At 66.7% G+C, this 21,641-nt stretch carries 20 protein-coding genes; 9 read left to right on the top strand and 11 right to left on the bottom strand.

Annotated features, from left to right (window positions below; genetic code table 11):
- Positions 1-48: 48 nt before the first annotated feature.
- From pyrC to ILP92_RS05680, 5 genes are all read right to left on the bottom strand, one after another.
- Entirely contained in the window at positions 49-1,086 is a 1,038-nt protein-coding gene (gene pyrC, locus ILP92_RS05700) for a dihydroorotase (protein WP_198915410.1), read from the bottom strand.
- 48 nt (positions 1,087-1,134) lie between these two features.
- The gene (locus ILP92_RS05695) at positions 1,135-1,968 is read right to left on the bottom strand and encodes a hypothetical protein (RefSeq protein WP_198915409.1); all 834 of its coding nucleotides are present in this window, start codon (positions 1,966-1,968) and stop codon (positions 1,135-1,137) included.
- Between the two features lie 143 nt (positions 1,969-2,111).
- Complete coding sequence (locus ILP92_RS05690) at positions 2,112-3,005, bottom strand: GT-B fold glycosyltransferase domain-containing protein (protein ID WP_198915408.1); 894 nt, start codon at positions 3,003-3,005, stop codon at positions 2,112-2,114.
- Position 3,006: 1 nt separating this feature from the next.
- Entirely contained in the window at positions 3,007-3,747 is a 741-nt protein-coding gene (locus ILP92_RS05685; protein ID WP_198915407.1) for an FkbM family methyltransferase, read from the bottom strand.
- Between the two features lie 37 nt (positions 3,748-3,784).
- Positions 3,785-4,597 carry a hypothetical protein gene (locus ILP92_RS05680; RefSeq protein WP_198915406.1) on the bottom strand — a complete coding sequence of 271 codons (813 nt, stop codon included), beginning with the start codon at positions 4,595-4,597 and terminating at the stop codon, positions 3,785-3,787.
- 251 nt (positions 4,598-4,848) lie between these two features.
- Here ILP92_RS05680 and ILP92_RS05675 point away from each other — a divergent pair, with 251 nt between their 5' ends.
- From ILP92_RS05675 to ILP92_RS05640, 8 genes are all read left to right on the top strand, one after another.
- Positions 4,849-6,669 carry a glycosyltransferase family 92 protein gene (locus ILP92_RS05675; protein ID WP_235971139.1) on the top strand — a complete coding sequence of 607 codons (1,821 nt, stop codon included), beginning with the start codon at positions 4,849-4,851 and terminating at the stop codon, positions 6,667-6,669.
- Positions 6,666-7,544, top strand: a complete 879-nt coding sequence (locus tag ILP92_RS05670) for a GT-B fold glycosyltransferase domain-containing protein (RefSeq protein ID WP_198915405.1) — start codon at positions 6,666-6,668, stop codon at positions 7,542-7,544. The genes ILP92_RS05675 and ILP92_RS05670 overlap by 4 nt, the downstream gene beginning before the upstream one ends.
- Positions 7,537-8,580: a glycosyltransferase family 2 protein gene (locus ILP92_RS05665; protein ID WP_198915404.1), complete on the top strand. Its 1,044-nt coding sequence runs from the start codon at positions 7,537-7,539 to the stop codon at positions 8,578-8,580. The genes ILP92_RS05670 and ILP92_RS05665 overlap by 8 nt, the downstream gene beginning before the upstream one ends.
- 78 nt (positions 8,581-8,658) lie before the next feature.
- Entirely contained in the window at positions 8,659-9,570 is a 912-nt protein-coding gene (locus tag ILP92_RS05660) for an AAA family ATPase (RefSeq protein WP_198915403.1), read from the top strand.
- An 88-nt stretch (positions 9,571-9,658) separates the two neighbouring features.
- Complete coding sequence (locus ILP92_RS05655; RefSeq protein ID WP_198915402.1) at positions 9,659-10,921, top strand: vWA domain-containing protein; 1,263 nt, start codon at positions 9,659-9,661, stop codon at positions 10,919-10,921.
- A gap of 64 nt (positions 10,922-10,985) precedes the next feature.
- Positions 10,986-12,950, top strand: coding sequence for an OmpA family protein (locus tag ILP92_RS05650; protein WP_198915401.1), 1,965 nt, complete (start codon positions 10,986-10,988; stop codon positions 12,948-12,950).
- Between the two features lie 177 nt (positions 12,951-13,127).
- On the top strand, positions 13,128-14,102 hold the full coding sequence (locus ILP92_RS05645) for an XdhC family protein (RefSeq protein WP_198915400.1): 975 nt from the start codon (positions 13,128-13,130) through the stop codon (positions 14,100-14,102).
- On the top strand, positions 14,102-15,097 hold the full coding sequence (locus ILP92_RS05640) for a molybdopterin-binding protein (protein ID WP_198915399.1): 996 nt from the start codon (positions 14,102-14,104) through the stop codon (positions 15,095-15,097). Before ILP92_RS05645 ends, ILP92_RS05640 begins: the two co-directional genes overlap by 1 nt.
- On the opposite strand, the gene ILP92_RS18435 is transcribed toward ILP92_RS05640, so the two are convergent.
- A complete protein-coding gene (locus ILP92_RS18435) occupies positions 15,094-16,185 on the bottom strand; it encodes an endonuclease/exonuclease/phosphatase family protein (protein ID WP_198915398.1) in 1,092 nt (363 codons plus the stop codon). The two genes, ILP92_RS05640 and ILP92_RS18435, sit on opposite strands and share 4 nt — an antisense overlap.
- A 60-nt stretch (positions 16,186-16,245) precedes the next feature.
- On the bottom strand, positions 16,246-16,788 hold the full coding sequence (infC, locus tag ILP92_RS05630) for a translation initiation factor IF-3 (RefSeq protein ID WP_198915511.1): 543 nt from the start codon (positions 16,786-16,788) through the stop codon (positions 16,246-16,248).
- Positions 16,789-16,960: 172 nt separating this feature from the next.
- On the opposite strand from infC, the gene ILP92_RS05625 reads away from it, so the two are divergent.
- Entirely contained in the window at positions 16,961-17,767 is an 807-nt protein-coding gene (locus ILP92_RS05625) for a hypothetical protein (protein WP_198915397.1), read from the top strand.
- A gap of 62 nt (positions 17,768-17,829) precedes the next feature.
- On the opposite strand, the gene ILP92_RS05620 is transcribed toward ILP92_RS05625, so the two are convergent.
- From ILP92_RS05620 to ILP92_RS05605, 4 genes are all read right to left on the bottom strand, one after another.
- Positions 17,830-18,669 carry a ferredoxin--NADP reductase gene (locus ILP92_RS05620; protein WP_198915396.1) on the bottom strand — a complete coding sequence of 280 codons (840 nt, stop codon included), beginning with the start codon at positions 18,667-18,669 and terminating at the stop codon, positions 17,830-17,832.
- A gap of 69 nt (positions 18,670-18,738) precedes the next feature.
- Positions 18,739-19,146 (bottom strand): DUF934 domain-containing protein, encoded by a 408-nt coding sequence (locus ILP92_RS05615; RefSeq protein WP_198915395.1) that lies wholly within the window; start codon positions 19,144-19,146, stop codon positions 18,739-18,741.
- 66 nt (positions 19,147-19,212) lie between these two features.
- A complete protein-coding gene (locus ILP92_RS05610; protein ID WP_368667846.1) occupies positions 19,213-19,944 on the bottom strand; it encodes a phosphoadenylyl-sulfate reductase in 732 nt (243 codons plus the stop codon).
- Positions 19,934-21,601: a nitrite/sulfite reductase gene (locus ILP92_RS05605; protein WP_198915393.1), complete on the bottom strand. Its 1,668-nt coding sequence runs from the start codon at positions 21,599-21,601 to the stop codon at positions 19,934-19,936. Before ILP92_RS05605 ends, ILP92_RS05610 begins: the two co-directional genes overlap by 11 nt.
- Positions 21,602-21,641: the final 40 nt, after the last annotated feature.

Genomic DNA, 21,641 nt, shown 5'->3' with positions numbered 1-21,641 from the left:
AGCGCCGCGCACTATCATCACTGGTCCGATAAATACCTTGTTGGGCGGTCAGTCTCGGACGCGCCAGTGGAGCGGCATCCCGGGATCGAACACGGTGACCGGCCCGTCCTCGGTGTCGATGGCGGCGGGGTAGGTCACGGAATCGCCCCGTTCCAGCGTGATCGTGCCGTCGTTCACGGGAAGCCGGTAGAAGGCCGGGCCGTTCAGCGAGGTGAAGGCTTCGAGCCGGTCCAGCGCACCCGCCGCCTCGAAAACCTCGGCCAGGATCGACAGGGTGTTCGTGGCCGTGAAGCAGCCCGCGCAGCCGCAGGCTTGCAGCTTGGCGGCGTCGGTGTGGGGGGCGCTGTCAGTGCCCAGGAAGAAGGACGCGTCGCCCGAAGTGGCGGCCTGGACAAGTGCGCGGCGGTGGGATTCGCGCTTGGCGACGGGCAGGCAGTAATAATGCGGCCGGATTCCGCCCGCCAGGATGTGGTTCCGGTTGATGACCAGGTGATGCGTCGTGATCGTGGCCGCAATATCGTCGCCGCCCGATCGCACGTAGTCCACGGCGTCCGAGGTGGTGACATGCTCCATGATCACCCGCAGCCCCGGAATATCGCGCCGGATCGGGTCGAGCACGCGCTCGATGAACGCCGCCTCGCGATCGAAGATATCGATCTCGGGGTCGGTCACCTCGCCGTGGACGCAAAGCGGCAGCCCGATCTGGGCCATGTTTTCCAGCACGCGGCGGACCTTGGTGAAATCCCGCACGCCCGAGGCCGAGTTTGTCGTGGCCCCCGCCGGATAGAGCTTCACGGCGGTGATCAGACCGATATCGGCGGCGGCGCGCAGGTCGCGCACCTCGGTCTCTTCGGTCAGGTAGAGCGTCATCAGGGGGCGGAATTTCGACCCCTTCGGCTTGGCGGACAGAATGCGGTCGCGATATTCGGCCGCGTCGCGACCGGTCACCACCGGTGGCACGAGGTTCGGCATCACGATCGCGCGGGCGAAATGGCGTGTGGTTTCCGGCAACACGGCGCGCATCATAGCGCCATCGCGCAGATGCAGGTGCCAGTCATCGGGGCGGCGCAAGGTCAGTCGGTCCATGGCGCGATTGGCTACAGGATTGCGGCGCGCAAGACCAGACGAGTTGGATCAGCTCGCAGGCGACGGGACGCGGATGCCCTTGGCCGCAAGCTCTTCGACGACCCGTTCGTATTGCGCCATGTAGCGCCTGCGACCCAGCTTTTCGCCGATATGACGCAGCACCAGCGCGCGCAGCACGGGACGGTCGGGATTGGTCAGGCGCCCCGTCAGGGTGCGCAGATAAAGGTTGTTGCGCCGACGCGTGCGCAGGGCCTGGAAATAGGCCCGCGCGCCAAGTTCGCCATCCACGGCGTCGCCCAACACGCTTTCCAGCGCACCGAGCTCGTCGAGATCCTCGATCAGGTCGCCGCTCATGCCGAATCGCATGGGCAGGGCCTTCGCGCCGCGCGCCGCGATCTTCTGGGCCATGAGCCGCTGTTCGGCGTCTCGGGGATCGAAGACCACGTGGATCTGTTCGGCCACCGCCAGGTTCGCCGCGCTGGGGGCGTAGCGACCCGTCTGGGGCAGCGCGCCGCGGGGCCCCAGCACGAGCACCCGCGCCATGGGTGCGCAGATCGAATAGCCAAGGGCCGCCGCGGCCGTTGCGCCGACGCCCACGAACAGAACGCTGTCGAATTCATCCAGCAGGGTCGAATCCAGCAGGGCATCGAAATAGCCGACCATCTGGTCGCTGTGCAGCTTTTCCGCGTCGTCGGTGTCGATGCGCAGAAGCGAGCATTCCATGTCATCGGTCACGTGGGCGAGCGCGTCGTTCACACCGAAGCAGACCAGAAGCTCGGGTCCGCGACGCTCCAGCGCGATCGAGACGCCCGGCATCAGATCATACGAAAAGTCCCGGCCGCCGACGGGCTCGCTCGTCTCGTCTTCGATAGTGTCGGTCACTGAGTTCATCTGGTGTGCCTCAAGCAGCTTCGATCGACGCAGTTGGGTCTGCGATTAACCTAAACATGCCCGACAATACGTTCAACAATTGGGCCAGATTGGGAAGATTTGTCAGGGCACGCGACTGATTGGTTAACCAAGTCTTACTTGCTGCCCTCTTTTATCTTCTCGGGGCTGTCCGTCAGGCGCCTGACAAAGGACACGCCCGTCTGCTTGCCCAGAAGGCCCCGCGCGTATTTCTGCAAGCCGATTTCCTTCAGGATGCCCGCCTTGCGGTAGTGGACCGTGTAGATGTCGCGGTCCTCGGGCAGCGGCTCGCCCCGCAGCCGTCCGCCCAGGATATAGTGCTGTTCTTCGGGCAGGATGTTCCAGTCCAGGCCCGCGCGCCGGATCGCCGGCGGCAGCGACATCTGGTCGAGGTAGGGGCGGCGGAATTCCAGCGACTCGACCCGGTCGATCTGGCGCGCGGTGTCGTACCACACATCGGGAAAGCGGCTGTCGCTGCCGGGCGCTTCGGGGAAGACCACCAGCCCCGCCGAGAAATAGGGGATCGACGGGCCGCGCGGGCGGCGCATGTATTCCATGCGCTCATCGGGGATCTCCATGTCGAGCGCGCCGTAGACGATGTCCCACATCTCTTCGCCGGCCCAGGTCATCGATGCCGCCGCCGAGCAGGATACGTGGTCCGCGCGGATCAGGTTGTCGGGCGTGTTGTCGCGCAGGAACAGAACGTCGCTGTCGACGAAGGCCGAATATTCGCTGTCGCGCGGTTGCATCGCGGCGATGATCTTGTTGCCGTGGGGGTAGTCCTCGTCCCACATGCCTTGCGTTCTCATGGGCCTGAGCTCGGCCTGCATGATTTCGTGCGCCTTGAAGACCGACGGATGCAGCTCGTCCATGCGGTGTTCGGGGCAGTAGCCGACGGCGGCCACGTCATCGCCGAAATGGGTGCGGATTGACGCCAGCAGGGTGCAGGCCAGGATCTGGTAGTCCGGCGGCTCGACGATGTAGGCGAAGGTCAGTCGGGGCCGCGCCATGTCAGATCCAGTCGAGGTTCAGGCGTCGCTTCGGATAGGCTTCGGCCGCGGCGGCGCGTAGCGCGCGGAAGCGGGGCCGAAGCTCCTTGAACTTGTGCTCGTGGGTTTCCGCGACGAGGCATCGGATCGGGTCGAGCGCGCGCCGCGCCACGAGGTCTTCCAGGATCTCCAGTTCGGCGCCTTCGATATCCATCTTGCAGAACGCGATCCCGCCGCCACCGGACGTCAGGCGCGCCACCTCGTCCAGGAAGCCGCGCATCTCGACGTCGATCGCCGTGCTTTCGTCGATCGCGCGGCCGCCTGTCACGGTGGTGGACTTCACCGACGCGCCCTGGGGATTGCGGTCGAAATTGTCGGCGCGCATCAGCTGGACGGTGCCCGCCTTGCGGCCGATGGCGGCATTCACCAGCTCGACATTGGGGTTTTTCGCGAACCGTTCGTCGAGTTGGGCGAAGGTCCAGGGATCGGGCTCGTAGGCGACGACGCGTGCGCCGGTTTCGGCCAGGGGGGCGGTGATTTCGCCCAGGTTGGCGCCGATGTCCATGACGATGTCGCCTTCGCACAGCATGCTGCAGATGCCCGCCAGGTGGGCGTGGGCCTCGGCGGCCCGCAGGTTCCGCCGGTAGCGGCGCACCATCTTGATGGCCTTGCGTTCGGCTTGCGTGCGGGGCGTCCCGTCCGCTTCGAGCGCCGCAAGGTCAGCGCTGTTCTGCGCTTCGGTGATCGTGTCTTCAAAGCTCATCGGCTTTCCCCTTTCCGATCCGGGCTTCGACCTGCGGTCATTCCAGCGCCTTGGCGGGGTCGATCCCCACCTGTCGGCACATCCGCCAGGCATACGAGTTCTCGAGCGGCGGGTTCTTGCGCCACCAGGGCTTTGTCCCGTTGGTGTAGAGGTGCACGGACAGCGTGTCGTCGGTGAACCAGCCTTCGACGCGGCCGTGCGGGTCGTAGAAGATGTCGTTCAGCTGGAAGGGCACGGGGTACAGCGTGTCCGGCGTCATGGCCTTGTCGTAATCGCCGGTCTGCTGGGCGAAATAGGTGAAGGCTTGCGGCCCAAACGCCGTGCGCTCGGCCTTGTAGATCTTTTCGCTGTGCGGAATGTTGTCCTTCTGCCGGTCCAGCTTCTTGCGCTGGTTCTTGTTGAACCAGGGCGGGTAGTCGGGAAGGTTGTCGTAATAGTCCAGCAGCATGTCGATCAGCGCGCCCTCGCGCGGGATCTTCACCACGCCGCAATTCAGCGCGCCGCGCATCCCGTGGCCCGCGAAGATGTTGTCCATCTCGTCGGGGAAGGGGCGGTGGCAGAAGGCGTCGCAGTCGATCCAGATCGCGTCGTCCTTCTTGATCATCTTGTAGCGGAACACGTTGGACCAGAACGACGCCGAGGTGCCTTCGACCAGCGCCATGTCGATGTCCATGACCTCTTTGGCGTCGCGCATCTCGACGCCCTCGGGGACATTTCCGACGTTATGCGTGCAATACAGGATCGTTGGGTGGCCCGCCTGGACATGGCTCGCCAGGCAGAGCTGGTTGAGGTATTGGAGCTTCTCGCCGATCCACAGCGAAGCGACGGGGCGGCGGTTGAGTTCTGCCATTTCAGCCTCTGACTTGAGGCGCGGTTCAGGGGAAATCCCCCCATTCTGCGCCGAATTGTTATCGTTTCGTGGACAATGCCCGCGTGGCTCGGCCCTGTCCATCATCGCGATCCGCGCTTTGCGAAAAAGGCGCAGATGCCGATGCGGGCCAGGGAGGTGTCCGCCTGTTGGGGCTTACCTTGGCAAGGAAATGTGCAAATAGTATGGAGATCGGCGCCCCAAGCGTCCCGAACAGGCAAAAATTTCGATCCATGCCCGACACCGCGCAGGTCCAGCCGCAGCTTCCCGTCAAGGCGGTGTCGCCCCACGGGCGCGTCACCGCGGTGTCGATGATGAAGGACGAAGGCCCCTACCTGCTGGAATGGGTCGCGCACCACATGGCGGTCGGATTCACCGACCTGGTGGTCTATACCAACGACTGCACCGACGGCACCGACACGATGTTGATGCGGCTGGAAGAGCTGGGGCTCGCCTATCACCGCCGCAACGACATCCCCAAGGGGATGAAGCCGCAGCCCTCGGCGATCAAATACGCCCAGGACGAGCCGCTGGTGCAGGACAGCGACTGGGTGCTGATCTTCGACGCCGACGAGTTCCTGTGCATCAAGCACGGCGACGGGTCGCTGGATGGCATGATCCAGTCGATCAAGGACGAAGGCGCCAACGGCATGGTCATCACCTGGCGGATCTTCGGGTCGGGCGGCGTGCAGCACTGGTCCCGCGACTTCGTGACCGAGCAATACCTGATGGCAGCACCCCCCATGTGGAACAAGGGCTGGGGCGTGAAGACCCTTTTCCAGTTCGATCCAGAGAAGTGGAAACTGGGGATCCACCGGCCCAAGATGAAGAACAAGGTGCTGGATACGGATTATCCGCATTCCGTAAAGTGGCTGAATGGCTCGGGCCGCGAGATGGAGGAATATTTCAAGTTCCGCGGCTGGCGGTCGATCGTGCGCACCATCGGCTATGACTGGGCGCAGATGAATCACTACGCGGTCAAGTCCATCGACAGCTACGCGATCCGCAAGTTCCGCGGCAACGTGAACAACAAGAAGGACAAGTACAACGACGACTACTGGTCTTTGCAGGACCGCAACGAGGTGCGCGACGATGCGATGTTGCGATACACCGACCGGCGGCGCGAGATCTTCGACGGGCTGCTGACCGACCCGGTCCTGAACCGGCTGCATTTCGCAGCCCTCGAACGGGCCGAGGCACGACTGGCCGAGTTCAAGGGCAGCCCCGAATACGACGCCTTCGTGTCCCAGTTGCAGGCGGCGTCGCAGGTGCCCATCACCCAGGTCGAGGCCAAGCCCCCGAAAGAGCGCGACAAGGATGCCATCGCCGCGCAGATGAAGGACATGGAAAAGCGCGCCGCGATCAAGCGCGAGGACGAGAAGGCGAAGCCCCCCGAGGAGCGGATGATCGCCCCCGTGGACACCTACGTGCGCGACATCCCCGACATGGGCGCCGATCCCCCTATGGAATGGCACCGGAACCACTCGGTCGAGCTGCCCTGCGATCCGCGCCTGTTCACGCCGCCGGGACTGATCCAGATCACCGAGGGCAAGTTCGAGCGCAACCTGGCCCGCAACCTGCCCAAGATGCTGCCCGAATTCGCCCATGTGGTCGAGATCGGCGCGACCTCGGGGTTCATCGGCGCACACCTGGCCAAGGAGCGGCCAGACCTGCGCGTGACCTTGGTCGAGGGCCATCCGGAACTGCGCAGCTTCATCCGCAAGCTCTGGACCCGCAACGATCTTCGGGCCGGGGACCGGCTGCGCCTGCTCGACGGGGACGATCTGGCCGCGCTGCTGCGCGACACGCCCGCCGACTACCTGGCGCTGGGCGATCCGGCGCTGGTGCCGCGCGCTGTCTTCGATCTGCTGAAGCCCGTGCCTCGGTCGCCCGCCCTCATCGCCCTGACGGGCCGCCTGTGGGTCGACGCATTTGCCGAGTTGCGCCAGTGGGAAGGGATGCTGGGGCAGCTGGGCTATACCCGCCGCCTGCCCATCGATCCCGCCGTGGCCGCCGTCTACGCCCGCCCCGAGCCGCTCGAGCCGCAGCCATGAGCGAGCGGATCACCGCCTTCTTCGTGGTCGACGGGCCCGACATGGCCGCGCAGGGCCTGCTGCTCGCGTCCTCGTTGCGCGCTCGCGTGGTGCACGATCTCGACATCGTCGCCTACGTGCCGGTGCCGGGCAACGGCGCGCCGCCCGACGACCTGCGCGCCGCCTACGACCGGCTCGGCGTGCGGCTCGCGGATCTGCCGATCCCCGGTGGCGCGTGGAAGAAACCCTTTCCCCACGGCAACAAGATCTTCGCCTGCGAAGCGCCGCGCGATGGCGACACGGGCGTCTTTCTCGACACCGACATCCTGATCGGTGACGCTTTGGACCTGCGCGGCCTTGCTCCCCCGGACGGCATCGCCGCGGTGCCCGAGGGCAAGCCCACCTGGGGCAAGAACAACGACCGCTGGGACCGCGCCTATGCCCATTTCGGAATGGAGCTTCCCACCGAGCGCGTACGCCTGACCCGCGGCCGCCGGATCGAGTTCTATCCCTATTACAATGCGGGCTTCATCGCCTTCCGCGAGGGCGCGCCGCCGGATTTCGCCACCCGCTGGCGCGAGACGGCGCAGGATATCGACTTCAACCTGCCCGTCGCCCGCAAGCGTCCGTGGCTCGACCAAGTGGCGCTGCCCATCGCCTGCGCGCGCTTCGGCATTCCCGTGACGGTGCTGGACGAGCGCTACAATTACTCGATCTCGGACCGGCAGGCCGAGCCAAACCGGGCGGCCGTGATCCACTATCACCGCTACGCCCACAATATCGGCTGGCCGTTCTTCGCGTCGGCCTACGACCGGCTGCTGGCCGACCTGGGTGGCAAGTTGCCCGCCAGCGCCGCGGTCATCCGCGAAGGGCTGGACGCGCCCTCCGATGGCTGAAGCGGAGCGTATCCTGGTCATCACGTCGGTGCGCGACGAGGGGTCGAACCTTCTGCACTGGATCGCCCATTGCCGCGCGCTGGGCGTCACCGATTTCCTGGTGTTCTCGAACGATTGCGCAGACGGGACGGACGTGCTGCTGGACCTGTTGCAGGCGGGCGGCATCCTCAGCCATGTGCGCAACCGCGTGCCCGACGGCAAGACGCCGCAATGGTCCGCGCTCCACCAGGCCAGGGGTCACCCGCTTCTGGACGAGGCCGACTGGATCGCCGTCCTCGATTGCGACGAGTACCTGAACCTGCGCGCGCCCTACGACACGCTGCAGGACCTGCTAGCGGACACGCAAGCGGACGCCATCGCGCTGCCCTGGCGGTTGTTCGGCCATAACGGCCACGTCTCGAGGCCGGATTTGCCGCCCACGCGGGCCTATACCACCGCGATCCCCGAAGACGCGCTTTATCCGGCGCTCGGACGCTTCATCAAGACGCTCTATCGCCGCGCGGGGCCGTTCCAGAAGCCCGGCGTGCATCGCCCGAAGCAAAGCGGCCCCGCGGCCTGGATCGATGGCTCGGGCCAGCCGTTGCCCGACCGGTTCTCGGAAGATCAGGGCCAGATCATGCTCTGGGGCGGTCCGCTGGCCAATGCGTGCGTGCAGCTCAACCACTACTCGGTCCGCTCGGCCGAGGATTTCGTGGCCAAGGCGCGGCGCGGATTGCCCAACCACACAGAAAAGCCCGTGGATCTGACCTATTGGGTCGAGCGCAACTTCAACACCGTGCCAGACGACACCATCCTGCGCCACGAGCCGCGGACCGACGCCGAATTGGCGGGGCTTTACGCGCTGCCGGGGATCATTGAGGCGGAAGCCGGGGCCCGCGACTGGCACGCGCGGGCCTTCCGCATGGCGCTGGCCGACCCGTCCTGGGTCAAGATCTACGGCCGGTTGCTTCTTGCGGCGTCAAGCCAGCCGCCGCCGCCGGACGTGGCCCGCAAGCTGGTGGCGCTGTTCCAGAACGCGACGCGCACGCCCGATTGACGCCATGCCACTTAAGCCCCGCTTGACCGCGCCGCCCTGCGGTGCAGGTTTGTGCGCAACCGACAAAGGACATGGCCCATGACCGATATCCCCGAAAGCATCGATGCCGTGCAGGACATGCTGGCGGGACAGGACTATGTCTGCGGCCGCGCCTTGGCGACGGTGACGTTCCTGGCGATGAAACTGGGACGCCCGCTGTTCTTGGAAGGCGAGGCCGGGACCGGCAAGACCGAAATCGCCAAGGCGATCGCGGCGGGGCTGGGCCGCAAGCTGATCCGGCTGCAATGTTACGAAGGGCTGGATGCGGCATCGGCCGTCTACGAATGGAATTTCGCCGAGCAGATGATCGCCATCCGTGCCGCCGAGGCCTCGGGCGGCGCCGACCGCGATGCGCTGAAATCCGAGCTTTTCACCGAGGATTACCTGATTTCGCGCCCGCTGCTCGATGCCATGCGCCCCCAGCCCGGCGGGCCGCCGGTGCTGCTCATCGACGAGATCGACCGCACCGACGCCCCGTTCGAGGCGTTCCTGCTCGAAGCCCTCAGCGATTTCGCCGTGACCATCCCCGAGCTCGGCACGATCCGCGCCCCCGAGCCGCCCATCGTCATCCTGACGTCGAACCGCACGCGCGAGGTTCACGACGCGCTGAAGCGACGCTGCCTTTATCACTGGGTCGACTATCCCGATTTCGACCGCGAGATCGAGATCCTCCACGCCCGCGCCCCCGACGCGTCCGAGGCCCTCAGCCGCGAGGTGGTGGCCTTCGTGCAGGACCTGCGCACCGAAGACCTGTTCAAGAAACCCGGCGTGGCCGAAACCATCGACTGGGCCAAGTGCCTGCTGGCGCTCGACATCCTGGAACTCAGCCCCCAGGTGATCGCCGACACGCTGGGCGCGATCCTGAAATACCAGGACGACATCCAGAAACTGCAGGGCTCGGAAGCCACCCGCATCCTGGAAAAGGTGCGCACCGAGCTTGCCACGGCGTGACACGTCCCGTGCTTCATCTCTTTTCAAATATTCCTCGGGGGGGCGCGCAGCGCGGGGGGCAGACAGCCCCCCTCGACGCCGGATCCCCATGGTAACGCTTCCCGAACTCGAGCTGCCCGACAATCCCAAGCTGGCCCACAACATCACCTGGTTCGCCCGCGCGCTCAGGAAGGCGGGCCTGCCCATCGGGCCGGGCCGCGTGATGGATGCGATCCGCGCGGTGCAGGCGGCGGGCTTCACCGATCGGCGCGATTTCTACTACACCCTGCAGGCCTGTTTCGTCTCGAAGCCCGACCAGCGGGCCGTGTTCGACCAGATCTTCCGGCTTTACTGGCGCGACCCGCGCTACATGGAGCAGATGATGAGCTGGCTGATCCCGGCGGTCCGCGGCACCCAGGAAGAGCGCATCGCCAAACCGGCCGAAAAGCGCGCCGCCGAAGCGATCCTCGACGGCGCCAACGCCGACCTGCCGCCACCGCCCGAAAGCGACGAGACTGAAACACTGATCGAGGTCGACGCCTCGCGCACCATGTCCGACGAGGAGCGGCTGCGCACACTCGATTTCGAACAGATGTCCACCGCCGAGATGGCCGCCGCCAAGCGCCTGATCGCGCGGCTTACGCTGCCCGTGCAGCCGTTGAAATCGCGCCGCACCATCGCGGCGATCAACGGCGCGCGGCCGGACTGGTCGCAGACCATGCGCACGGCCATGCGCAAGGGCGGCGAGGTCACGGATTTCGCCCGGCGCGAGCGGCGCACCCGCTGGCCCAGCCTGGTGGCGATCTGCGATATCTCGGGCTCCATGTCCCACTATTCGCGCGCGGTGCTGCATTTCCTGCACGCCGTCAGCAACGAAAAGGGCGCGGGCTGGGCGCAGGTCCACGCCTTCACCTTCGGCACCCGTCTGACCAACATCACCCGCCACCTGCGCCAGCGCGACGTGGACGCGGCACTGGCCGCGGCGGGGGCGGAAGCCCAGGATTGGGAAGGCGGCACGCGGATCGGCGCCTGCCTGGCCGATTTCAACCGCGACTGGTCGCGCAGGGTCATGGGACAGGGGGCCATCGTGCTGCTGATCACCGACGGGCTCGACCGGGGCGATCCGAAGGTGCTGGACGCTCAAATGCGCCGTCTGAGCCTGACCGCGCGCAAGCTCATCTGGCTGAATCCGCTGCTGCGCTTCGACGGCTTCGCGCCCAAGGCCGCGGGCATCGCCGCGATGATGCCCCACGTTGACAGCTTTCGCGCGGGCCACGACATCGCGTCGCTGGAAGGGCTGGCCGTGGCGCTGTCGCGCCCCGACGATATCGGCGAAAAAGCGCGAATGATGGGGGCGTTGTCGGGCTCGTGATGGAACGCGCGCGGCATTGGTGGGTTAATTGCGCAAACCCTAATGGTCCCCGAAAGGACGCAAAATGCGCAAATCCCTGAAAACCACCACGGCCCTTGTCGCGGGCCTTCACCTGGCGATCCCGCAGGCCGCCTTCGCGCAAGACCAGATCTCGCTCGACCAGCTGCTTGAGGTCTGCGCCGAACTCGACGCCGAAACCTGCGCCACCGCCACGGGATTGCCGGCCGACCAGGTTGCCGAAGCGCTGCGCATGGCGCGCGAGGCCGGTGCGGCCGAGACCGCCGAGCCCGCGCCGGAGGCGGCCGAAGCCGCCCCGGAAGAGGCCCCCGCGGCCGAAGAGGTGACGGAAACCGAGGCGGCGGAACCCGTCGAAGAGACGGCTGAAATGCCGGAGGCCGAGGCTGAGGCTGAGGCCGAAGCGATGACCGCCGAGGGCGAACAGACCCAAGCCGAACCCGTCGAAGGCGAAGCGGCCGAAGCCGCGCCAGAGCCCGCCGCGGTACCGGCTGAGCCCGCAGCCGAAGCGGCAGAGGCGGCACCGGCCGAGCCCGCGCCCGCCGCGGATGCCGCCGAGGCCGCGCCGGCCGAGCCCGCGACGGAAGCCGAAGGCACGGTCGAGACCACCGCCGAAGAGCAGGTGACGGACGAGGCCCCCGAGACGGCCGAAACCGAAGAAACGCCCGAGATGGTCGAAATGGATGGAACGCCGGTCCTGACCGAAGAGACGGGCGATGCCGCCGCCGCGACCGAAGCCGCTCCGGCGGAAACGGCCGAAGGCGAAGCCGCCCCCGAAGCGGAAATGCCCGCCGAGGAAAGCCCCGCCACCGCGGAAGCCGAGGCCGAAGCGGCCCCGGAGGACACCGCCACGGCCGAGAGCGCCGACGCAGCGCCCGAGGCGGGCGAGGCGCCCGAGACGCAGATGACCGATGCCGAACGCCAGGCGCTCGAAGGATCGGAGGCCGCGCCGGTCGCTGCCGCCGCACTTGACGCGGCCCCGGCCGAAGAAGTCGCGACCGAAACCGTTACCGAAGAGACTGCGCGCTCGAGCGACGAGGATTTCACCAGCGACATCGCGGGCGAGCCGCGCGAAGCGTCCTCTGCGTCGACGGTCGAGGCCGAAGCCGCCGATAACGACGACGATGACGGGCTCAGCACCTTGCAGAAGGCCCTGATCGCGGGGGCGGGCATCATCGCCGTGGGCACGCTTCTGAACAACAACCGCCAGGTGGTCGCGTCTTCCGAGGACCGCGTCGTGGTTTCGGGTCGCGATGGCGGATACGAGCTGATCAAGGACGACACCGCGCTGCTGCGCCGTCCCGGCACGGAAGTCAGCACCGAGCGCTTCGACGACGGCTCGACCCGGACCACGGTCCTGCGACCCGATGGCAGCCAGATCGTGACGATCCGCGATGCCAATCTGCGGGTGCTGCAGCGCGTGCGGGTGACGCCCGAGGGCGACCGCATCGTGCTGATCGACGACACTATCGAGACGCAGGCCGTGGACGTGAGCACGCTGCGTCCCGCCGCGCGGTCGCAGGTGGATGCGGGCATGGACGAGGACGCGCTGCGCCAGGCGCTGGCCGCCGAAGGCGCGTTCGATCGCAGCTTTTCGCTGGCGCAGGTGCGCAACATCTCGCAGGTGCGCGAACAGGTACCCGCCGTCGATCTGGACAATATCACCTTCGCATCCGGATCGGCCGCGATTGCGCCCGAGCAGGCCGACGAGTTGACGGATCTGGGCAGCTATATCCGCGCCCGGATCGCCGAGAACCCGCAGGAGATCTTCCTGGTCGAGGGTCATACGGACGCCGTGGGCAATGCCGCCTACAACCTGGCGCTGTCGGATCGTCGTGCGGAATCGGTGGCCCTGGCGCTGACCGAGTATTTCGACGTGCCGCCCGAAAACCTTGTGGTGCAGGGCTACGGCGAGCGCTTCCTGAAGGTGCCCACGACCGAGGCCGAGCGGCAGAACCGCCGCGCCACGGTGCGTCGCATCACGCCGCTGCTGCAGACGGCGTCGGCGCAGTAGGCCGGACGGGGACGGGGGCTCTGCCCCCGGCCGCGCGGCGCGCGGCTCCCCCGGGATATTTCGAAGAACAAAGATGGGGCGGGGCGGCGGCAGGCTGTCCCGCCACCAATGGACAGGGCCGTGCCGCTTTTCGTGGCGCGGCCTTTCGGTCTATGAGGGAAGCCGAAAGGAGCCGCCATGTCCGCAGGATACGATGATTGTCCCGCCATCGCGCTGGACTGGGCGCGCGCGGGGCGCGGTGCCGCGCTGGCCACCGTGGTCGAAACCTGGGGTTCGGCCCCGCGCCCCGTGGGAAGCCAGCTGGCGATTTCCGGCGACGGCGAAATCGCGGGATCGGTGTCGGGCGGCTGTGTCGAGGGCGCGGTGGTGGTCGAGGCCCTGGAAGCGGTCGAAGACGGCGGCTCGCGCATTCTCGAATTCGGCGTCAGCGACGACGAAGCCTTCGCGGTGGGCCTGGCCTGCGGCGGGCGCATCCGCGTCATGGTCGAGCCGGTGCGTGACGACGACCTGCCACAATCCCTTCTTGCCGAGCTTGTCGCGGCGCGGGCGCAGCGCAAACAGGTGGCCTATGTCGTCGATACCGAAGGCTGGACGCGCAAGCTGGCCTATCCGCCCGCCCATGCCGACCGGTTCCGGCTGGACCGCTCGGGGTTCGACGAGTACAGCCTGCAATTCGTGGCCATTCACAACCCGCCGCTTCGCATGGTCGTCGTGGGCGGCGTGCATATCGCGCAGCCGCTGATGCAGATGGCGCGGCTGGCAGGGTTCGACGCGGTGCTCGTGGATCCGCGCGACAGCTTCGCGTCGCCCGCGCGCTTCCCCGGCGAGGTGCTGATCCACGACTGGCCGGATGCGGCACTGGCCGATCACGGGCTCGACGCGCGCACGGCGGTGGTGACGCTGACACACGATCCCAAGCTGGACGACCCGGCCATCGAAACGGCGCTGGGATCGGATGTCTTCTATCTTGGGTGCCTCGGCTCGACCCGGACCCATGCGAAACGCGTGGCCCGCCTGGAAGAAAAAGGGTTCGACGCGCAGGCCATCGCCCGCATCCACGCGCCCGTGGGGCTGGATATCGGGGCGCGCGCGCCCGCCGAGATCGCCGTGGCGGTCATGGCCGAGATCATCCAGCGGCTGCGGCAAGGCTGATGCGGTTCGGCCCGGTCCCGCTGGACGCGGCGCGTGGCGCGACGCTCGCCCATTCGCATCCGGTCGCGGGAGGACGCCTGCGCAAGGGGCACCGGCTGGAGGATGCCGATATCGCCAGGCTGCGCGCCGCCGGGCTGGACACGGTCATCGTGGCGCGCGCCGATCCCGGCGATCTGGACGAGAACGACGCGGCGGCGAGGATCGCGCGGGCGCTGGTGCCGGATCCCGCGGGACAGAACCTGCGCCTGGGCCGCGCGGCGACGGGACGGGTCAATATCCACGCGACATTGCCGGGTATCGTGGTTCTAGACACTGGTGCCGTGACCGCGCTGAACGCGCTCGATCCCAACGTGACGACCGCCACGCTGGCGCCATTCCAAAGGGTCGCCGCGGGGCAGATGGTGGCGACGGTGAAAGTGATCTCGTATTTCGTGGGCGAAGCAACAGTGGCCCAGGGCGCACATCTGGTGGAGGCGGCGCTGAGGGTCGCACCGGTGACCCTGCGCAACGCCGCCCTGATCGTCACCGATATGGGGCAGGGGCCGGGCAAGGGCGAATCGGCCATGGCGCTTCGGCTCGAGCGCTTGGGCATGGCGCTGGAGGCGACGCGCGTCGTCGCCCACGATGCGGCCGCCATCGCCGCGGCGCTGGGTGAGGCCAGTGCCGACCTGCTGCTGCTGCTGACGGCATCGGCGACATCCGACGCGGGCGACGTGGGGCCGACGGGATTGATCCGCGCGGGCGGGCATTTGACCCGCTTCGGGATGCCCGTCGATCCAGGCAATCTGCTGTTTCTGGGCGCGCTCGGGAAACGCCCGGTGATCGGGCTGCCGGGATGCGCGCGATCGCCGGCGCTGAACGGTGCGGACTGGGTGCTCGAGCGGGTGGCCTGCGGGCATATCCCCGATGCAGCCGAGTTCGCGGCGATGGGGGTCGGAGGATTGTTGAAGGAACCGCCGTCGCGCCCTCATCCGAGGGCCAAGGCCAGGGACTAGTCGAGATCCGGCAGGTGGCGCGCGTCGAGCGTCTTGCGATAGGTGGTCATCACGCGATCCAGCTCGTCCAGGGTATCGTCGGGCAGGGGCGGCGGCGGCACGTTCGCTTCCTGGGCGATGTCGCGGTCCAGCTCGATCCGGGTGATCAGCGGGAAATGATCCGACCCCACGTCGGGGCCGCGCCGGAAATCGACCAGCGCGATATCGGGCGTGGCGTAGAACTGGTCGATGGGGGTCCGCAAGAGCTTGGATTTCGCATCGAAGCTGGCGACGAGACCGCGCCCGACCCTGGGATCGACATAGCCGCCCACGTGCTTGAACCGCCGCGAGGTGTCGGACCACGCGGCGTCGTTGAAATCGCCCACGGCCATCAGCGGCATTTCCTTGGCGCGCGCGAAACGGGCGGAATAGATGATCTGGGCGTCCCGGTCCTTCGTCGAGTTTCCCGGCACGGGCGGCCGCGGATGAAGGCCCACGAAGCGGAAGCGGTGACCGCTGGGCGTCTCGAGCTCGGCGAAGAGGGTCGGCGTTTCGTCGGGCGTCAGATAGACGATCTGCGCCTGGTGCACCGTCAGCCGGGTGGCGAAGATCATGCCGTAGTAATTGTCGCGCAGCTCGGTCACCACCGTGGGATAGGACGCGAGCGCGTCGGCGAGCCGGTCGAACCAGGTCTCGTTCGTCTCCATCAGAAAGACGCTGTCGGCATCGGTTTCGGCGATCAGGTCGGCGACGCGGTCGAACTCCTCGTTCGGCATCTCGACATTCGAGGCCAGGATGGTCGTCTGGCTGCCGTCGTCGCGCTGCGGGACGTTGTTCATCTCGGTCCGGGCGAGTGGCGTGTAGGGATAGATCCGAACCGCCTGGTAGGCGCAGGCCGCGACGAGTGCGGCGATGAAGATCCATTTCGCAGGCGAGCCCAGGAACATGGCGCCGACGATGACGGCGCAGCCGAGGATCAGAAGTTGAAGGCGCGGGAAATCCCAGGCGCGAATCCACCAGGCGTGGGACGGCACCAGCGGAAGCAGGGTGGTGACCAGAACCAGAAGGCCGAAGAATACAACCGCAGCCGCAAAGAGGAAATTCGCCACGTCATCGACCTTACTTCGGTTGGTTCGGGGCGGGCCATCAGGGCCCGCCACCCGTGCCCGTTACTTGCTGGGTCCGATCAGCATGACCATCTGTCGGCCTTCCATCTTGGGGAAGTTCTCGACCTTGCCCACGTCCTTGGTGTCTTCGGCCACACGCTCCAGAAGTTCGCGGCCGAGGTTCTGGTGCGCCATCTCGCGGCCCCGGAACCGAAGCGTGATCTTCACCTTGTCGCCGTTCTCGAGAAACTTGAAGACGTTGCGCATCTTGACGTCGTAGTCATGCGTGTCGGTGTTGGGGCGAAACTTCACCTCTTTCACCTCGATCGTCTTTTGCTTCTTGCGCGCCTCGGATTCGCGCTTCTGCTGTTCGTATTTGAACTTGCCGAAATCCATGATCTTGCACACGGGCGGGCTGGCATTGGGCGAGATCTCGACCAGGTCGAGCCCGGCCTCTTCGGCCAGCTGCATGCCGCGTTCGGGCGTCACGACGCCGACATTTTCGCCTTCCGCGCCGATCAGGCGGATTTCGCCGGACCGAATGCGTCCGTTGACGCGGGGGCCGGTGTCGCGCGTGGGCGGCGCGTTGTGAGGTCTGCGGGCGATGGGTGTATCTCCTGATGCTTGTTACGAGCGCGTAAAATAACGGTCGGACGCGCCCTGTTCAAGGCGTGTTCGACGCGGCGCGTGGGGAATAGCACGCATGGAAGACGGGAACCATCCTTGGGCGAGATCATTGTCTTGAAGAGACACTGCATTCAAACGCGAAGGACATCCCATGGGACTGAGATCGACATCACTGATCGCATTGCTTGCTGCCGGAATCCTGGTGGCGGGTTGTCAGGAAGAAGAGGCAGGCGAGGCCGAGACCAGCAGCGTCGAGGCGGAAGCAGAAGCAACCGCCGAGGCCGCCGAAGAGATGACGGACGAGGCAGCCGATACGGCCGAGATCGCCGCCGAAGACGCCGCGGCCGAGGCAGAGCAGGCGGCAGAAGAGATGGCCACCGAAGCGGCCGAGGCCGCCGCCGAGGCCGAGGCAGCCGCTGAAGACGCCGCAGCCGAGGTCGAGCAGGCTGCGGAAGACACCGCCGCTGCCGCTGAAGGCGCCGCAGACGAGATGGCCGCAGACGCGACCGAGGCCGCCGAAAGCGCCGAAGCCGCCGTCGCGGAAGGCGCCGCCGAGGCCGAGCAGGCCGCGGAAGCCACCGCCGCCGAGGTCGAAGCCGAAGCCAGCGATATCGGCGCGGCATCGTCGGACGCGACCGAGGCCGCCGTCGAGGCCGCACAGGACGGCGAAGCCGTGGTCGAGAACGTGCAGGAAGACGCGACCGAAGCGGCCGTGGAAGAGGGTGTGGTCGGCGCGAGCGAAGCCCAGGAAATGGCCCTGACCGAGCTGCTGACGCTCGAGAATTTCGACAGCGAACAGGTGATCGCCGCGGTCGAGACGTCCGAGTTGAACATGGTCCAGAAGACGACGTTGTCCGAAGCCGTCCGGCAAGTGGGCGACGATCCGGCTGTGGTCAAGGAACTGATCGTCCGCCTGCGCGACGCGATGGGCCTGCCCGAGCTTCAGGCGGCACAATAGAGCTGGCCGTCAGGGGGTCGGCATCGCTGCCGACCCTCGCCCTTGCCCGAAGCGCAAAGACTCTATCCCACGAAGGCCTTTTCCACGACGTATTCGGCGGGGTCGCTGTTGGCGCCCTCGCGCAGTCCGAACCCTTCCAGGATCTCCTTGAGATCCGTGTTCAGCCCGATCGAGCCGCAGACCATGGCCCGGTCAGTCTGCGGTGACATGCCGTCCGCGATCCCCAGATCTTCGAACAGGGCGCCCGACTTCAGAAGATTGGTGATCCGGCCCATCTTCGGGCTCTCTTCGCGGGTGGTGGTCGGGTAGTAGACCAGCTTCTCCACCACGTCGCCCAGAAGCTCGCGCAGCGTCGCGTCGGATTTGACGTGCTCGACCAGGCGGCGCCCGTATTCCAGATCGGCCACGTCGCGGCAGGTATGGGTCAGGATGATCTGCTCGTAATCCTCGTAGGTCTGCGGATCGCGGATCAGCGACGCGAAGGGCGCGATGCCGGTCCCGGTCGAGAAGAACCACAAGCGTTTGCCGGGCAGCAGCGCGTCGTGCACCAGCGTGCCCACCGGCTTGGGGCGCAGGATGATCTGGTCGCCGGGCTGGATATGCTGCAGCCGACTGGTCAGCGGGCCGTCCTGGACCTTGATCGAATAGAACTCGAGCTCGTCGTCCCAGGCGGGCGAGGCGATGGAATAGGCGCGCAGCAGCGGCTTGCCGTCGTCCTTCAGCAGGCCGATCATCACGAATTCGCCGGAGCGGAAGCGCAGGGATGCGGGGCGCGTGACCCGGAACGAAAACAACGTGTCGGTCCAGTGGGTCACGCTGGTGACGGTCTGGGCGTCGGGCAACACCTTGACGGCTTGGGCAGCTTGAGCGGTTGAGGCGGTCACGTCTGTCATCTCGTTCATGTCTTGTCGCGGACCCGAAACGGCCCGGCCTTCTGTTAGCCTGTCTGGAAGTTCAGCGAAAGGCGACGCTCAGCCGCGCAGGCGTCGCTGATAGTCGTGGGCGCGCCAGTCGGCGCGGGCAAGCCACTGGTCTTCGGGCTGGCGCGCGGCCAGGTCGTCGTCGATCTCGACCTCGTCGAAGCCCGCGCGCCGCGCCATCGCGTATTGATCGGCGATCACATGGCCGCGCGCGCGCAGCCGCCCCGCGAAGCCCAGCCGCCGCAGGTGCGCGGCCAGGGTGAAGCCGCGCCCGTCGGCGAAGCTGGGAAAGTCCACGCGGATCAATCGCGCGTCCAGATACGCCGCCAGGTCGCCCGGCGGGGTGTCCGAGGGCAGGTCCACCGCCCCCCCGTCATTCGCGGCGTGCCGGTCGGCGGCGGAAAAGCCCGCCGTCCAGTCGTCGGACCCGAAGCCCGCATCGGTTACAATTATGCTCATCGTTCCATCCCGTCGCGAAGACGTCCTGTCTTCATCTTTCCCAAAATACCTCGAAGCACCGGCCGCTCAGCTGCGCACCGCCCGACCGTTTTCGAAATGGATGCCGCATTCCACCTTGTCGAAGCCGCGCCAGCGACCGGCGCGTTCGTCTTCGCCGGGATCCACCTTCGACGTGCAGGGCGCGCAGCCGATCGAGGCATAGCCCTGCTTGATCAGCGGGTGACGGGGCAGGCGGTTGTTCAACAGGTATTCCTGCACGTCCGCCTTGGCCCAATGGGCCAGCGGGTTCACCTTGATGCGGCCGTCGCTGTCGGCCTCGAAGAACTGCAGGTCCGCGCGCGCGCCGCCCTGGAAGCGCTTGCGCCCGGTGATCCAGCCGTCGAAGCCCCGAAGCGCGCGCTCGAGCGGCTCGGTCTTGCGCAGCGCGCAGCAGGCATCGGCGTCGTCGCGGTGCAAAAGCCCGTCCGTGTCGCGCAGCAACGTCTGGGCGCGGTCCGGCCGGATGCGGCGGATATCCGTGAGCTCCAGTCGTTCGGCCACCGCGCTTTGGTAGATCAGCGTGTCCGGGAACAGCATCTCGGTATTCAGGAAGATCACCGGCACTGTCCGGTCGATGACGCTGAGCATGTGCAGCAGCACCACCGATTCGGCGCCGAAGGACGACACCAGCGCGATCCGCCCGACCTGGGGGTCGGACAGCGCGTGGCGCAGCACCGCGGTGGCGCCGTGGCGGGTGTAGCGGGCGTTCAGCTCGCGCGCGCGCTCGTGCGCGCTGGGAAGGGGGGCCTCAAGCGGCACGGGCGTTCTCCTTTTCGGGATAGAGCGCCGCCTTGAACGGGGCGATCCCCGTGCGACGATAGGTTTGCAGGAACGTCTCGGACGCATCTTCGCGCAGGCCCAGATAGGCCTGGATCAGGCGCTCGATGGCGGGCACGATCTCGTCATAGGCGAAACCGGGTCCGGCGCGCGTCCCGATGACGGCGTCTTCGGTGCCGTCGCCGCCCAGCGTGATCTGGTAATTCTCGACGCCCGCACGGTCGAGGCCCAAGATGCCGATATGGCCCACATGGTGGTGGCCGCAGGCATTGATGCAGCCCGAGATCTTGATCTTCAGCGGTCCAACTTCGTGCTCGAGCTTGAGCTCTTCGAAGCGGGTCGCGATCTCTTGCGCGACGGGGATCGAGCGGGCGGTTGCCAGCGCGCAATAATCCATGCCAGGGCAGGCGATGATGTCCGAGATCAGCCCGATATTGGCGCTTGCCAGGTCGGCATCCTTCAGCGCCGCGTGTATCGCGGGCAGATCGGCGCGCGCGACATGGGGCAGGATCACGTTCTGTTCGTGCGAGATGCGCAACTCGTCATGGCCGAAGCCTTCGGCGAGTGCGGCCATCACGTCCATCTGCGCGGCAGTCGCGTCGCCGGGCGTGGCGCCCGGCTTTTTCAGCGAGATCGACACGATGGCATGATCGTCGCGCTTGTGAGCGCTCACGTTGATGTCGACCCAGGACCGGAACACCGGGTCCGCGTCGTAGGCGGCGTGAAAGCAGTCCATCGGCTTCGTCTCGAAATCGGGCGCGGCGAACTGGGCTTCGATATCGCGCAGCACCTGCTGGTCCACGCCCGAGAAGCCGGGCCGGATCTCGGAGAAGCGCTGTTCGGCCAGCCGCGCGATCTCGTCGATGCCGTGCTCGTGCACGGTGATCTTGATGCGGGCCTTGTACTTGTTGTCCCGGCGTCCGAGCAGGTTCCAGACCGACACGATGGCCTCGATATAAGGCAGCAGGTCGGATTGCGGCAGGAAGTCGTGAACGACCTTCCCGATCATCGGCGTGCGTCCCAGCCCGCCGCCCACCAACACGCGGAAGCCTAGGGCGCCGTCGCGCTCGATGACCTGAAGACCGATGTCATGGGCGGCGATCACCGCCCGGTCGGCCGCAGCGCCGGTGATGGCGATCTTGAACTTGCGCGGCAGGAACTGGAACTCGGGGTGGTCGGTGGACCACTGGCGCAGCAGCTCGGCAAAGGGCCGCGGATCGGCGATCTCGTCCGCCGCGGCGCCCGCGAAATGATCGGCGGTCACGTTGCGGATCGTGTTGCCGGAGGTCTGGATGGCGTGCATGTCCACATCGGCCAGCGCATCCAGGATGTCGGGCACATCCGCCAGCTTGGGCCAGTTGAACTGGATGTTCTGGCGCGTGGTGAAGTGCCCGTAGCCCTTGTCCCAACGCGCCGCGATCAGCGCCAGTTGCCGCATCTGGCGGCTGTTGAGCGTGCCGTAGGGGATCGCCACGCGCAGCATGTAGGCGTGCAGTTGCAGGTAAAGCCCGTTCATCAGGCGCAGCGGCTTGAATTCGTCCTCGGTCAACGACCCATCGATGCGGCGCGCGACCTGGTCGCGGAACTGGTCCACGCGGGTCCGCACGAAAGCTTCGTCGAAATCGGAGTAATGGTACATCTTGTCTGCTCCTGCTGCGCCGGTGGCGCGATTTTCCCGG

This window comes from Palleronia pontilimi, from assembly GCF_016412875.1.
GTDB classification, from domain to species: Bacteria; Pseudomonadota; Alphaproteobacteria; order Rhodobacterales; family Rhodobacteraceae; genus Palleronia; species Palleronia pontilimi.
This window is presented reverse-complemented; position numbering and strand designations above follow the sequence as displayed.